Origin of the sequence: Rhodanobacter sp. OK091, assembly GCF_900142825.1 — a bacterium.
In the GTDB taxonomy this organism is placed as follows: domain Bacteria; phylum Pseudomonadota; class Gammaproteobacteria; order Xanthomonadales; family Rhodanobacteraceae; genus Rhodanobacter.
This window is the reverse complement of sequence record NZ_FRCH01000005.1, coordinates 74,194-86,638: the sequence shown is the minus strand read 5'-3', so window position 1 is coordinate 86,638 and position 12,445 is coordinate 74,194. Positions and strand designations below refer to the sequence as shown.

The 12,445-nt window shown below is 64.5% G+C and carries 16 protein-coding genes and 1 tRNA gene; 15 read left to right on the top strand and 2 right to left on the bottom strand.

Annotated features, from left to right (window positions below; all coding sequences use genetic code 11):
* Window positions 1–33 precede the first annotated feature (33 nt).
* The 4 genes from dusA (at window position 34) to BUA26_RS18330 (ending at window position 3,490) form a co-directional block, all read left to right on the top strand.
* The gene (gene dusA / locus BUA26_RS18345) at window positions 34–1,005 is read left to right on the top strand and encodes a tRNA dihydrouridine(20/20a) synthase DusA (protein ID WP_255368418.1); all 972 of its coding nucleotides are present in this window, start codon (window positions 34–36) and stop codon (window positions 1,003–1,005) included.
* 82 nt (window positions 1,006–1,087) lie between these two features.
* Entirely contained in the window at window positions 1,088–1,405 is a 318-nt protein-coding gene (locus BUA26_RS18340; RefSeq protein WP_072762338.1) for a PepSY domain-containing protein, read from the top strand.
* A complete protein-coding gene (locus BUA26_RS18335; RefSeq protein WP_072762337.1) occupies window positions 1,405–2,097 on the top strand; it encodes a response regulator transcription factor in 693 nt (230 codons plus the stop codon). Before BUA26_RS18340 ends, BUA26_RS18335 begins: the two co-directional genes overlap by 1 nt.
* Entirely contained in the window at window positions 2,063–3,490 is a 1,428-nt protein-coding gene (locus BUA26_RS18330) for an ATP-binding protein (RefSeq protein WP_072762425.1), read from the top strand. Before BUA26_RS18335 ends, BUA26_RS18330 begins: the two co-directional genes overlap by 35 nt.
* 9 nt (window positions 3,491–3,499) lie before the next feature.
* Here the strand turns inward: BUA26_RS18330 and BUA26_RS18325 are convergent, their stop codons facing one another.
* Both BUA26_RS18325 and BUA26_RS18320 read right to left on the bottom strand, forming a co-directional pair.
* The gene (locus tag BUA26_RS18325; protein WP_072762336.1) at window positions 3,500–4,294 is read right to left on the bottom strand and encodes a M90 family metallopeptidase; all 795 of its coding nucleotides are present in this window, start codon (window positions 4,292–4,294) and stop codon (window positions 3,500–3,502) included.
* A gap of 11 nt (window positions 4,295–4,305) precedes the next feature.
* Window positions 4,306–4,635 (bottom strand): hypothetical protein, encoded by a 330-nt coding sequence (locus tag BUA26_RS18320; RefSeq protein ID WP_072762335.1) that lies wholly within the window; start codon window positions 4,633–4,635, stop codon window positions 4,306–4,308.
* Between the two features lie 215 nt (window positions 4,636–4,850).
* On the opposite strand from BUA26_RS18320, the gene BUA26_RS18315 reads away from it, so the two are divergent.
* The 11 genes from BUA26_RS18315 to BUA26_RS18270 all read left to right on the top strand — a co-directional run bounded on the left by BUA26_RS18315 (window position 4,851) and on the right by BUA26_RS18270 (window position 12,423).
* A complete protein-coding gene (locus BUA26_RS18315; RefSeq protein ID WP_072762334.1) occupies window positions 4,851–5,843 on the top strand; it encodes a biotin--[acetyl-CoA-carboxylase] ligase in 993 nt (330 codons plus the stop codon).
* Window positions 5,840–6,580 (top strand): type III pantothenate kinase, encoded by a 741-nt coding sequence (locus tag BUA26_RS18310; protein ID WP_072762333.1) that lies wholly within the window; start codon window positions 5,840–5,842, stop codon window positions 6,578–6,580. Before BUA26_RS18315 ends, BUA26_RS18310 begins: the two co-directional genes overlap by 4 nt.
* 52 nt (window positions 6,581–6,632) lie before the next feature.
* Window positions 6,633–7,307 (top strand): SPOR domain-containing protein, encoded by a 675-nt coding sequence (locus BUA26_RS18305; protein WP_072762332.1) that lies wholly within the window; start codon window positions 6,633–6,635, stop codon window positions 7,305–7,307.
* Between the two features lie 39 nt (window positions 7,308–7,346).
* Window positions 7,347–7,422 (top strand) — tRNA-Thr (locus BUA26_RS18300).
* A gap of 316 nt (window positions 7,423–7,738) precedes the next feature.
* Window positions 7,739–7,978, top strand: coding sequence for a hypothetical protein (locus BUA26_RS20495; RefSeq protein WP_072762331.1), 240 nt, complete (start codon window positions 7,739–7,741; stop codon window positions 7,976–7,978).
* Entirely contained in the window at window positions 7,975–8,172 is a 198-nt protein-coding gene (locus BUA26_RS20490) for a DUF3606 domain-containing protein (RefSeq protein ID WP_178368627.1), read from the top strand. The genes BUA26_RS20495 and BUA26_RS20490 overlap by 4 nt, the downstream gene beginning before the upstream one ends.
* 532 nt (window positions 8,173–8,704) lie before the next feature.
* Window positions 8,705–8,956 carry a hypothetical protein gene (locus BUA26_RS18285; protein ID WP_072762329.1) on the top strand — a complete coding sequence of 84 codons (252 nt, stop codon included), beginning with the start codon at window positions 8,705–8,707 and terminating at the stop codon, window positions 8,954–8,956.
* A gap of 252 nt (window positions 8,957–9,208) precedes the next feature.
* Window positions 9,209–9,397 (top strand): hypothetical protein, encoded by a 189-nt coding sequence (locus BUA26_RS20270; RefSeq protein WP_143154326.1) that lies wholly within the window; start codon window positions 9,209–9,211, stop codon window positions 9,395–9,397.
* A 361-nt stretch (window positions 9,398–9,758) separates the two neighbouring features.
* A complete protein-coding gene (gene rocF, locus BUA26_RS18280) occupies window positions 9,759–10,673 on the top strand; it encodes an arginase (RefSeq protein ID WP_072762328.1) in 915 nt (304 codons plus the stop codon).
* 34 nt (window positions 10,674–10,707) lie between these two features.
* On the top strand, window positions 10,708–12,072 hold the full coding sequence (locus tag BUA26_RS18275) for a tryptophan--tRNA ligase (protein WP_072762327.1): 1,365 nt from the start codon (window positions 10,708–10,710) through the stop codon (window positions 12,070–12,072).
* Window positions 12,073–12,099: 27 nt separating this feature from the next.
* A complete protein-coding gene (locus BUA26_RS18270; protein WP_072762326.1) occupies window positions 12,100–12,423 on the top strand; it encodes a hypothetical protein in 324 nt (107 codons plus the stop codon).
* Window positions 12,424–12,445: the final 22 nt, after the last annotated feature.

The window sequence follows — 12,445 nt, the reverse complement described above, 5'->3', positions numbered from 1 at the left end:
ATCAAAGAAAATCCGCTGCAGAGCCAAAAGTCGCTGGATCCCGGCGACTGGCGCATATCCGTCGCCCCGATGATGGATTGGACCGATCGGCATTGCCGCTATTTTCATCGGCTGCTGTCGCCGCGGGCGCGGCTATATACGGAGATGGTGACCAGCGCGGCGCTGGTGCGCGGCAAACAGCTGCGACTGCTGGAGCACAGCCAGCAGGAGCATCCGTTGGCGCTGCAACTGGGCGGCAGCGATCCGCATGAGCTGGCGCAGGCGGCGCGTCTTGGCGCCGAGGCCGGCTACGATGAAATCAATTTCAATGTCGGCTGCCCGTCCGATCGAGTGCAGTCGGGCCGTTTCGGCGCCTGCCTGATGCGCGAGCCGGCGCTGGTCGGCGATTGCGTGAAGGCGATGCGCGATGCGGTCAGCGTACCCGTTACGGTGAAATGCCGCATCGGGGTGGACGACCAGGACGACTACGCCGGCCTGCAGCATTTCACCGAGATCATGCTCGCTGCCGGCGTCGAGGTGCTGATGGTGCATGCGCGCAAGGCGTGGCTGCAGGGGCTGTCGCCGAAGGAGAACCGCGAGATCCCGCCGCTCGACTACGAGCGGGTGTACCGGCTCAAGCGCGAGTTTCCGCAGCTGATCGTGGTGATCAACGGCGGCATCACCACGGTCGAACAGGTGCGGGCGCATCTGATCCGGCTGGATGGGGTGATGCTGGGGCGCGCGGCGTACCACGATCCGTATCTGCTGGCGCAGGTCGAGGCGGCGCTGTACGGCGAGCCGCTGCCGCAGCGCGACGACGTGCTGCGGCACATGCGTCCGTATATCGAGGCCGAACTGGTGCGCGGCACCGCGCTCAAGCACATCAGCAGGCACTTGCTGGGGTTGTACCAGGGCGAGCCGGGCGCGCGTGCGTTCCGCCGCACGATCAGCGAAGGGGCGCATCTGCCGGGGGCGGGCTGGGGCCTGCTCGAACAGGCTTTGGCGCCCTGCTCGGTGACCGCGTGACAGCTGACGGTCATCCGGTCAGTATTCAGCCCCGATTGCCTAGGCTACACAGCATGGCAGCTGCCGGGCGGAATTTTCACGCATGACAACGCACAAAAACTTCATCCCTGCTCTGCTCATATGGCTGTCCATGGGTGTTGTGGCGACGGCCGGGGCGCAGTCGGCGGCGATGACGCTGGATCAGGCGGTACTCAAGGTGCAACAGGATACCGGGGGCAAGGTGCTGTCGGCCAAGCAGCGCGGAATCGGGCACCGGCAGGAATACCGCATCAAGGTACTCACGCCGGACGGTCATGTGCGAGAGATGGCGGTTTCCTCCGAGGCGAGCAAGAATCCAGTTTCGACACCGTCAACCAAGAACCCGCCCGGCAAGAATCCGGGCAGCAAGGAGAAACACTGATGCGCATCCTGTTGGTGGAGGACGAGGCGCCGTTGCGCGAGACGCTGGCGGCACGCCTGAAGCGGGACGGTTTTGCGGTCGATGCGGCGCAGGATGGCGAGGAGGGCATCTACCTCGGCCGCGAGGTGCCGTTCGATCTGGCGATCATCGACCTGGGCCTGCCCAAGATGTCCGGCATGGATCTGGTCAAGGCGCTGCGCGAGGCCGGCCAGCGTTATCCGATCCTGATCCTGACCGCTCGCGGCAGCTGGCAGGACAAGGTCGAGGGGCTGAAGTACGGCGCCGACGACTACCTGGTGAAGCCGTTCCACGTCGAAGAACTGCTGGCGCGGATCAACGCGCTGGTGCGTCGCGCCAGCGGCTGGTCGAAGCCGATTCTGGCCTGCGGCATGATCAAGCTGGACACCACCGCGCAGACGGTGACGGTGGAAGGCAAGTTGGTCGATCTGACCAGCTACGAGTACAAGGTGTTGGAATACCTGATGCTGCACGCCGGCGAGCTGGTCTCCAAGGCCGACCTCACCGAGCACATCTACCAGCAGGACTTCGACCGCGATTCCAACGTGCTCGAAGTGTTCATCGGCCGGCTGCGGCGCAAGCTCGATCCGGAAGGCTCCCTCAAACCCATCGAGACGGTACGTGGACGCGGATACCGCTTTGCCATCCCGCGCACCGACGGCGACGACGAATGAGCTGGAATCGCCGCGCCGCCCGCTGTCACTGGCGGCACGCGCGGCGATCGCCACCGGCTTCGTGCTGGCCGGATTCCTCGGCCTGGTCGGGCTGACCCTTTCACAGGCGAACAAGGACCGTGAGCTGAGCGCGTTGCATGACCGGCTGCAGAATTTCGCGATTGCCTACATCACCAATACGGAAGTCAATCGCTACGGCAACAAACTGCTGCCGCCCAGCGACACCTTGCCGGATCCGAATTTCTCGCGACCGGGATCCGGGTTGTACGCGGTGGCCGTGGGTGATTACGGGTATCGCTGGGAGTCGTCGTCGGCGATCGGCCGCGACTTCAGTTTCCTGAAAGCGCTGGAGCCGGGGCAGAGCCAATTCGTCGGACCGATCGATACGCGCATGGGTCGGCTGTACTACTACAGCTACGGGGTGGCGCTCGATACCGGCGAGAAGGGCAAATCGGTTCAGCTCACCATGACGGTGGCGCAGACTGAAGAGCAATTCGAAGGCGTGAACGCAGCGTTCCGGCACTCACTGGTGATCTGGCTGTCGATTCTCGGTGTGATGCTGATCGTGCTGCAGCTGTTGCTGCTGCGCTGGAGCCTGACCCCGCTGCGCAAGGTGGCCAGCGACATGAGCCGGGTAGAGCTCGGCGACAGTGAACTGCTGGACAGCCAGTATCCGCTGGAGCTGACCGGTCTGACCGAACGCATCAACGCGTTCATCGACAACGAGCGCGAGCAGCGCACCCGTTACCGGCATACCCTGGCCGATCTCGCGCACAGCCTGAAGACGCCGCTGGCGGTGATCCGTTCACAACTGGAATCAACGGCTGGCGATGAGCCATCGTTGCGCGGCAGCGTGCTTGCCCAGGTGCGGCGGATGGATGAACTGGTCGCCTACCAGCTGTCGCGCGCCGCCACCACGGGCCGTCGCACCTTCGCCAGCGCGGTGCCGATCGCCGGTCACGCCGAAGATCTGGTGCAGAGTCTGGAAAAGGTCTATGCCGCCAAGAATGTGCTGTGCGAATTCGACATCGAGGACGGCGCGGTGTTCTACGGCGAGCAGGGCGACCTGCTGGAGCTGATGGGCAATCTGTTGGAGAACGCGTTCAAGTGGGCGGGTCACCGCGTGCTGCTGGTGGTGAAGATGCGGCCGCAATCGGGTCGGCAGCGACCGGGGCTGAGCCTGAGCGTGGAAGACGACGGTCCGGGCATCGCTGAGGAAAAGATTGAAAAGGTATTGCAGCGTGGCGTGCGCGGTGACGAGCGAGTGCAAGGCCACGGCATCGGGCTGTCGATCGTGCAGGATATCGTGCATGCCTATCAGGGCGAGCTGGTGGTCGATCGCTCGCCGGAATTCGGCGGCGCGCGCTTCAGCGTGCGACTGGCGGCGAGCTGACTCGAAGGTTCAGCGCGGACGGCATAAGCCAGGCGGTTCGCAACCTTCGGCGGGCGAGCGGCCGTAGAACGCCTCCAGCAGATCGGCGATTGCCGGCTCCGCCTCGCGCAACAACGCCGGTTGCGAGTAGTGCAGTTCGCTGACCACTGCGAAATATTCGCTGGCACTTTCCGTTGCGTAGTGGTCGATCGGGCTGGCGTGACTGTCCGGCGGAGTATCGACCAGCCGGTCATAGGCCAGCTGGAACTGCTCGATCCAGCGCCGCCGCGGAATCTCCACCAGCGGCGGTACGCCATCGGGCGGGCCGTCTAGCATATCCAGCTTGTGGGCCATCTCGTGCACGACCACGTTGTAGCCGTCCCACGGCTGCTCCAGATCCAACTGCACATCGGCCAATGACAATACCAGTGGGCCATGTTCCCACGCCTCCCCGATCCGTACTTCGTCGCCTTCGGTGACGACGCCGGTATGGTCATCGTGATGGCTGCGGCGCACTTTGAACTCGCCCGGATAGATGAGTATCTCGCGCCAGCCGCGCAAGCTGGCAGCGCCTTGCCGCAGGGCCGGCAGACACGCTTGCATGGCAATCAGCAGCCGCCAGTAATCGTCGAGTACGGCCCCCGCCAGCGCATGGAAATTTTTGCGGGCGAGGAACAGCGTGGCCAGCTGGCGCAGTTCGTATTGCCGTTCGGGATCCAGCCGACGTGCCAGTGGGCAGCCGATCAATGCGCGCCGCCACAGCGAGTCTGCAATCGGAGGGGGTTCGAACCGAGCCCGCAGCGATCGCCACCAACGCCCGGGCACGACGCCGAGTGCTACTGGATTGATCCAGGCAGCAGCGATTGCCAGCCCAGATGCGGCCGGCGGGCCGGCATCGATACCGACGAACCACCGCCGCCCGAGCGATCGTTGCCGTTGCTGGAGGTACTGCCTGAGTTGTCGCTGCTTCTGGCCGACGGGCAATCGCGATTCAACCCCAGCGCATCGCCGCCGCTGCTGGTGTTGCCGTCGTGCGAGCTGGTGCTCTCGAGCGCAGTGTGTGAGGAGCTGTCCTGCCCCTGCTGGGTTTCCAAACTCGCTGCCGTGGCACTGCCGATTCCGGCAATGCACAAGGCGCAACCGACAAGCCAATGGGTGAGGCGCATGGCGATCGAACTCCCTGACGACCCGCAAGCGAAGGTCCTGATCGTCTCAGAAACGCCGGCGGCGTGCCAGTGCTGCCGTTTTGACGGCTGTCACGCGACGCCGCATGCCGCACGACGCGCGAGCCGGGCTAAAATCCGCCGATGCCCATCCTGCCAGGTTTCTCCTTCTCCGATTGCCACCAACTGGCGATCGCCACCGCGACCGGGACTGGCTGATGCAGCCGGCGCAGTTGCTGGCGCTGCTCGCCGCGGGTGAGCCGCTTCCGGGCGAGGGCCTCGCGGCGCAGGCCGGGGTGACCCGGGCCGCCATCTGGAAACAGGTCGAGGCCTTGCGCGCCCGTGGCGTGCCGATCGAGGCGCGTGGCGCTGCCGGTTATCAGCTGCCGTGGCCACTGCAGATGCTGGATGCCACCCAGATCCGCGCCGCCTTGCCGGCCTCTACGCTGAGCGCCTTGGGCGCGCTGGAGGTGCATTGGGAACTAGATTCCACCTCCAGCGAACTGCAGCGCCGCGGCGCCACGGCCAAGGATTTCAGCGTCGTGCTGGCCGAAACCCAGACCGCCGGCCGTGGCCGGCGTGGCCGCCGATGGCTGTCGCCGCCGGGGCTGAACCTGTATCTGTCCTGCCTCAAGCGCTTCGATCAGGGCTTTGCCGCGTTGAGTGGCCTGTCTTTGGCGCTGGGCGTGATCGTGCTGCGTACGCTGGAAAACCTGGGCATGGCCGGGGCCGGCTTGAAATGGCCGAACGACGTGCTGGCGGTCGCCGCCGATAAACGTCCGGCTGGCAAACTGGGCGGCATCCTGGTCGAGCTCAGCGGTGAATATCAAGGGCCGTGCGCGGCGATCATCGGCATCGGCCTCAATCTGCGACTGACCGCGGCTTTGCGCACACAGGCCGGGCAACCGGCTTGCGATCTGGCCACGCTGGCCGGCGGTACGCCACCGGACCGCAACCGTGTCGCCGCGGTACTGGTCGAGGCGCTGGTCGAGGGCTTGCGGCAATTCGAGCGTGACGGTTTCGCCGGCTTCGTCGACGACTATGCGCGACATGATCTGCTGCGCGATCAGCCATTGCAGCTGAGTGGCGTACTCGGCGCATTCGACGCCATCGGCGCCGGCGTGGATGCGCGCGGCGCATTGCGGGTTCGCATGGCCGACGGCAGCGTGCGGCAGATCGACAGCGCGGAAGTCACGGTACGTCGCCCATGAAGTTGCTGCTCGACATGGGCAATACGCGGCTGAAGTGGGCGCTGCAGGCGCAATCAGCCGGATGGCTGGCGCGCGGCGCAGTCGACTGGCAACCGGACATGGCGACGGCGCTGGAATCGGCCTGGGCCGAACTGCAGCGGCCGGTGACGGTGATCGCAGCGTCGGTCGTCGACACCGCGCGCGAAGCCCAGGTAACCAACGTTACGGAACGCTTGTTCGCCCGCGCGCCCAGCTGGTTGCGCACGCCCGCCAGTGCCTGCGGCGTGCGCAACGCGTATGCCGAGCCGCAACGGCTGGGCGTGGATCGTTTCCTTGCGATGGTCGCGGCGCGCGCCGATGGCCATGCGCCCTGCATCGTGGCCGGTGCAGGCACCGCGCTTACCCTCGATGCGCTGGCCGCCGATGGCCAGCATCTGGGTGGTCTGATCGCGCCGGGTCCGCAGCTGATGCAGCAATCGCTGCTGGACGCGACCGCCCGGGTGCGACCCGATCGCCCCGGCGACATTCTCGAACTGGCCGACAACACTGCCGACGCGGTGGTGTCGGGCTGCTGGCAGGCGGCGGCCGCGCTGATCGAGCGCTTCGCCGCGCGGATGGCGCCGCGGCTGGGCACCACGCCGGCGCTGATCCTCGGCGGCGGCGATGCGGCACGCCTGGCGTCGTTGCTCTCGATACCGGCCCAGCTAAGTCAAGACAGCGTGCTGCGTGGCCTGGCCGTGTGGGCCAACACGCCATGACGCCGGCGCGGTCCGTCTAGAATGGCGATTGCTGCCGGGTGATGGGGGTTCGATGTTTCTGCGTCTGCTGTTTGTGCTTTTGAGCGCACTCAATATTGCTGTGGGCGCCTGGCTGTTGCTGGGGCAGCCGTATGCCCGGGGTGGCAGCGCCAGCGATCCGGGCGTGACGGAGCTGCGTCTCCTGTCGGAGCTGCCGCAGACCGCACCGGCACCCTCGACGCCTGCCACGGCGGCCCCGCCGGTAGCGGACACGGCGACGTCATCCGCCCTCAGTTACAGCTGCGTCGCCTTGGGTCCGTTCGCGACGCCGCAGGATCTGCGCAATGCGCGTCAGGCGCTCACTGCGCAGGCCACGCGCATGCGTTCGCGCCAGGAGCAGGCCAGTCAGTCAGGTGGCTGGTGGGTGTATCTGCCGGCTGCCAGCAGCCGCGCCCAGGCGCTGGAGCAGGCGCGGCAGCTTGGTGCGCACCAGATCAGCGATTATTTCGTGGTCAGTTCCGGCGATCAGCCCAATACCGTTTCGCTGGGCTTGTTCAAGGATCCGGCGAACGCGCGCAAGCGCCGTGATGAAGTGGTCGCCGCCGGCTTCCCCGCCCGCATGAGCGAACGCAGCGAAAGCGTGCCCGAGTACTGGCTGGATCTGGTGGTTGCCGACAGCAGCCGCTTCGACTGGCGCAGCCGCGTCCATGCCAGCGGCATCGGTTCACACAGCACCGGCTGTTTTTGAGCATGCGCCCCGGCTGGCCTGCTAGAATCCCCGACCTTCGCCGGCATAGCTCAGTTGGTAGAGCAACTGATTTGTAATCAGTAGGTCCCCAGTTCGAATCCGGGTGCCGGCACCAAATGACCCTCCCAAGCCACCCCGTCACGGCCCAGGACTCCAACGAAACCCGCATGGCAGCGGGTTTTTTTTTGTGCCCATAGGTTCCGGTCGTGTCATTGAAACCCGCGCAGTGCCCCTGCCATCCGGTGTGAATTGGCTCCGGGGGCGCGATTCTGTTGCCTATAGGCGGACGCCTACACGTAGCAGCGTGCTCTGCTGATCCCATCCAGACACCAACGCCGCCAGCATGCCCATGCCCCGCGAGTCAGGTCCAGACTGTCCTCTGTCAGCGCGGACCGATGACCGGGGCGACTTCCCTTGCATGGGTGCTGCGCATGATCCTCTATACCGTCAAGCAAAACGAAAGCGGTCTGTGGTGCATTCGCTACATGAGCATCACGCTCGCGGACGGCCTGCAACTCGGCCCCGCCATCAAGCAGGCCCGAAACGCCGCCCGTGCGGAGCACCTGGACTCCGGACTCGCCACGCGGGTGGAAATGCATGGTGCCGATGCCATCGTGCCCCTGGCCAATTACCAGAAGTCACAGGACCTCTGGACGGGCGCTACCGCGTGATCGCGAGTGTGGGCGAGCGGATCAATGTCCGCGACCGGCTGAGCCGTGCACACTGGTGTGGCTGCTTCGCCTGCAGCGATCAGGATCTGATCGAGGCGGTACGAACCACCGGCAGTACCGAGGTAGGCGTGGTGGGGCTGTATCTCGCCACCCGGTACGCCTTGGAGTCGTTTGATGCAGGCCCGCGGATATGAACCGCACCCACGCCTGTTAACTGCGCTGTGCCATTGAGTGCACACAGGCGGCTTCACGGTGACACGGGGTTCAACCCTCGAGAACCCGCGGAGCAACCGTATGACTTGTCCTCTCGATGGCGATGAACGGTGCATGCTGAGCCAGCTCTGCGCGGTCCCATGCGTCTGGAATCGCCGCTATGACCCTATCGTCGGTCTTCGACTGGAGCGGAGAGACCTCGCCCAGTTGTCGTTGCTGGGCCAATGGTACCCAACCCCGGCAGGTCGGCTGATGGCGGCTTCGCTGTGACTCCCATCGCGCATCGCATGTGAGTAATTTCGTGAGCATGTTCGTGGAACAACATGAGACCGCTCATTAAAAAAATGTCTTACGGGACGACCTCCATTTCGGCGGCTGATTTTTCCCTCGTCTGTAGGGCGCCATGCCTGAACCGTTCCGAAGATACTTAACTTCATTATCGCGAACTGTACACTTTCGTTTGTTCAGGCTCGAAGCTATCAGGGGCAATCTTCTGAGACGCGAGGACACATCATGGGAACACTTTACGTGGTGCAGGGTTTTTGCGAGGTGGGCGGCGACGTTGTTGCCGACAAACCGATCCTCCATGGCATGGAACAGCTGGCCCGCACGCGCGGCGAGATGCTGGCCGAACAACGCGATGGCGTACTGGTGTATGCGCAGGCTGCAGATATCGATCGTGGTGAATACTCGGAACCGGTCATTCTTGCGAAGTACGGCCTGGTGCCGCATCCGGAACAACAAAGCCTTTCACAGGTCGGATAGCCCCCGTACCTGGGCAGGAATCCATGCCGCTCGGCGCCATGCCGAGCGTTGATCCCGCTTCGGCGCAACACCGAAAAATCGTTCCCCGAATCCCGGCTGCGGTACGTCGTCGGTCTCGAAGTGTTATGTAAATGTCAGGGGCTGTTTTCACGCCGGAACTCGGCGTTTCCGAATGCGAAAACTATGTGCACGCGGCGTGAAAACCAGTAGGATCGGCTCGACGGTTGCACAGGGGCAGCCGGGAGTAACGACATGCAAACGCTTCTTGCACATTCCGCCTTCTGGCGTGGAGTGGCGCTGTTTGCAGGGATGCTGTTGGGAAAGATCGCACGTGATTCGAACACCGGGATGGTTCGTCGCGACGAGCTGGTGTCCTGGAGTTCGGCTGCGCGCTCGCGCCGCGAAGATGAGCTGGCGCGAAGTCAGGGCGTATCCCACTAAACATACGCCTCATCCCGATGTGGATAGATCGAAGCGCATGGCGCCCACCATAACGCCGTGCTGCGGCTTGCTGCCGTTTTCGATCCTGACCTGAAACGATTGGCGCAATCCGTCAGCAATTCGCTGGCAGTGCGTTGCGCTGTGCGAGAGGCGGTGCAACGGCGTGGACGGACCTATTCCGGTAAACTTCGGCCGGTTCGTGATGCTTCATGTTGCGAATATCTTTCTCACACGGACGCCGGTGATTCGCCTGGGAGCGGTGGCTCGATGCCGCCCTCGCTGGCCGCCGCACCGACATCGACGGAGCGTGACGGCCGTGGCCCGTGCCCGTCGGCGTGCCACAGGCAGGTAAAACAGAGATATGAGCAGACAGACCATTTCACTGATCGGCGTGCCGACCGACATCGGTGCCGGTCATCGCGGTGCCGCCATGGGGCCGGAGGCGCTTCGGGTGGCCAATCTGGCGGCAAAGCTGGAGCGTCGGGGGCTGAAGGTGATCGATCGCGGCAATCTGCAGGGGCCGCTCAATCCGTGGCAGCCGCCGGAGCACGGTTATCGCCATCTGGATGAGGTGGTGGCCTGGAATACGGCCGTCTATACGGCCGTTCATCAGGAGCTTCAGGCGGGGCGTTTGCCGATCATGCTCGGTGGCGATCATTGCCTGGCGATCGGCTCGATCTCGGCCGTGGCCCGCCATTGCCATGACGAGGGCAAGCAGCTGCGGGTACTGTGGCTGGATGCACATACCGATTTCAACACGGCGCAGGCCACGCCAACGGGAAATATCCACGGTATGCCCGTAGCCTGTCTGTGCGGTATCGGCCCGGCCGAGCTGACCGGCCTCAGCGGTCATGCGCCCGCAACCACGCCGGATGTGTTTCGCTACATCGGCATCCGCTCGGTCGACGAAGGCGAGAAGCGGATGGTGCGCAGTGCGGACATGCAGGTCCACGATATGCGTCATATCGACGAAGTCGGCATGAAGCGGGTGATGGAGGAGGCGCTGGCCGGCATCGACGGGAACACCCATCTGCACGTGAGCTTCGATGTCGATTTCCTCGACCCCAGCATCGCGCCGGGTGTCGGCACCACCGTGCGTGGTGGGCCGAATTACCGCGAGGCGCAGCTGTGCATGGAGATGATCGCCGACACCGGCTGCATGGCGTCGCTGGACATCGTCGAGCTGAACCCGGCATTCGACAAGCGCAACCAGACCGCGAAGCTGGCGGTGGACCTGGTCGAATCGCTGTTCGGCAAGTCCACTCTGATCCGTTGATCATTCCACTCCGAAGACAACACAAGCGAGCAGCATGCAGACCCGAGTCCTGACCGGCATCACCACCACCGGCACCCCGCATCTGGGCAACTACGTGGGCGCGATCCGTCCCGCCGTCGAAGCCAGCCGGCGGGATGACGTCGATGCGTTCTATTTCATGGCCGACTATCACGCGCTGATCAAGAGCGACGATGCGGCGCGGATCGAACGTTCGCGGCTGGAGATCGCAGCCACATGGCTGGCCGCTGGCCTCGATCCGGCGCGGGTCACGTTTTACCGCCAGTCGGACATTCCGGAAATTCCCGAGCTGACCTGGTTCCTCACCTGCGTCGCTTCCAAGGGCATGCTCAATCGCGCGCATGCGTACAAGGCGGCGGTGGACAGGAATGTGGAGACCGGCGAGGACGCCGATGCCGGCATCACCGCCGGCCTGTACATGTACCCGGTGCTGATGGCGGCCGATATCCTCGCATTCGATGCGCACAAGGTGCCGGTGGGCCGCGACCAGATCCAGCACATCGAGATGGCGCGCGATCTCGGCCAGCGCTTCAACCACATCCATGGTCGCGAGTTCTTCGTGCTGCCGGAGGCGTTGATCGAGGAGCAGGTCGCGACACTGCCGGGCCTGGACGGGCGCAAGATGTCGAAGAGCTACGACAACACCATCCCGCTGTTTGAAGGAGGCAAGAAGCAGCTGCGCGAGACGATCATGCGTATCGTCACCGACTCGCGCTTGCCGGGCGAGGCGAAGGATCCGGACAACTCTCCGTTGTTCACGATCTTCCGCGCTTTTGCCAGCGAGATTGAAACGGCGGCATTCCGTCAGGCGTTGCTGGACGGCATTGGCTGGGGCGAGGCGAAGCAGGTGCTGTACGAACGAATCGAGTCCGACGTGGCGCCGATGCGCGAACGCTACGAGGCGTTCATGGCCGATCCGGCGGCAATCGAGGCGATCCTGCAACAAGGTGCGCAGAAAGCACGGGCGATCGCCACGCCGAAAATCGCCGCCTTGCGCGACGCGTTGGGGCTGCGTTCCGCCACTTCGGTGGCAACCACGGCGAGCTCGCCGAAGGCGACGCCGAAGCAGGGCAAAATGCCGCGCTTCGCCAGTTTCCGCGACGCCGATGGTAACTTTCGTTTTCGCCTGTTCTCCGCGGACGGTGAGGAGTTGCTGTTGTCGATGCCGTTCGCCGATCCAAAGGCAGCCGGTGCGCTGCAGAAACGTCTCAAGACGCTGGGTGCAGCCGCAGCTGTACTGCAGGTCGAGGCGTCGGGCATGACCCTGGCGCTGGATGGCGAGCCGGTTGCCAGCACACCCGATTACCGCGACGACTCGGCACGCAACGACGCTCTTGCGCAACTGCGCGAAGCACTGGATCAACTCGCGGCGCAGGAATGATGCGCCCGATGCATGAGTGACTGACCGATGCGCTACCTCGCCATCCTGCTGCTTGCGCCGTGGCTGCTGATTCTGTGCTGGGCCTACTGGGCCTATCCGAAGAGTTTGCCGCGCACCCTGGCTAGACGCATCGTGGATGCTGCAGCCCTGCTGCTGGCGCTGATCGCCGCCGCGCAGTGCGCGGTGATCGGTTTCGACCGTGTCGAGTTGCCCGTGGTCGACGGCTTCGGGCGCGCCAGTGGCGCGATCTGGCAACAGGTACTGCCTGCGTTGTACGGCTATGGCGCATTTACCGCAGTACTGCTGCTGGCGATGCTGCTGCGCCATGTGGTCTGGGGTCGCCGCCGCTGACTCGCCCGATGGCAGTTGCGCC

Bases quoted from the DNA above. Each gene is read 5' to 3' on its own strand.
- BUA26_RS18340 (WP_072762338.1), top strand. From the start codon at position 1,088: ATGACAACGCACAAAAACTTCATCCCTGCTCTGCTCATATGGCTGTCC.
- BUA26_RS18335 (WP_072762337.1), top strand. From the start codon at position 1,405: ATGCGCATCCTGTTGGTGGAGGACGAGGCGCCGTTGCGCGAGACGCTG.
- BUA26_RS18320 (WP_072762335.1), bottom strand. From the start codon at position 4,635: ATGCGCCTCACCCATTGGCTTGTCGGTTGCGCCTTGTGCATTGCCGGA.
- BUA26_RS18315 (WP_072762334.1), top strand. From the start codon at position 4,851: ATGCAGCCGGCGCAGTTGCTGGCGCTGCTCGCCGCGGGTGAGCCGCTT.
- BUA26_RS18310 (WP_072762333.1), top strand. From the start codon at position 5,840: ATGAAGTTGCTGCTCGACATGGGCAATACGCGGCTGAAGTGGGCGCTG.
- BUA26_RS18305 (WP_072762332.1), top strand. From the start codon at position 6,633: ATGTTTCTGCGTCTGCTGTTTGTGCTTTTGAGCGCACTCAATATTGCT.
- BUA26_RS20495 (WP_072762331.1), top strand. From the start codon at position 7,739: ATGATCCTCTATACCGTCAAGCAAAACGAAAGCGGTCTGTGGTGCATT.
- BUA26_RS18285 (WP_072762329.1), top strand. From the start codon at position 8,705: ATGGGAACACTTTACGTGGTGCAGGGTTTTTGCGAGGTGGGCGGCGAC.
- BUA26_RS20270 (WP_143154326.1), top strand. From the start codon at position 9,209: ATGCAAACGCTTCTTGCACATTCCGCCTTCTGGCGTGGAGTGGCGCTG.
- rocF (WP_072762328.1), top strand. From the start codon at position 9,759: ATGAGCAGACAGACCATTTCACTGATCGGCGTGCCGACCGACATCGGT.
- BUA26_RS18275 (WP_072762327.1), top strand. From the start codon at position 10,708: ATGCAGACCCGAGTCCTGACCGGCATCACCACCACCGGCACCCCGCAT.
- BUA26_RS18270 (WP_072762326.1), top strand. From the start codon at position 12,100: ATGCGCTACCTCGCCATCCTGCTGCTTGCGCCGTGGCTGCTGATTCTG.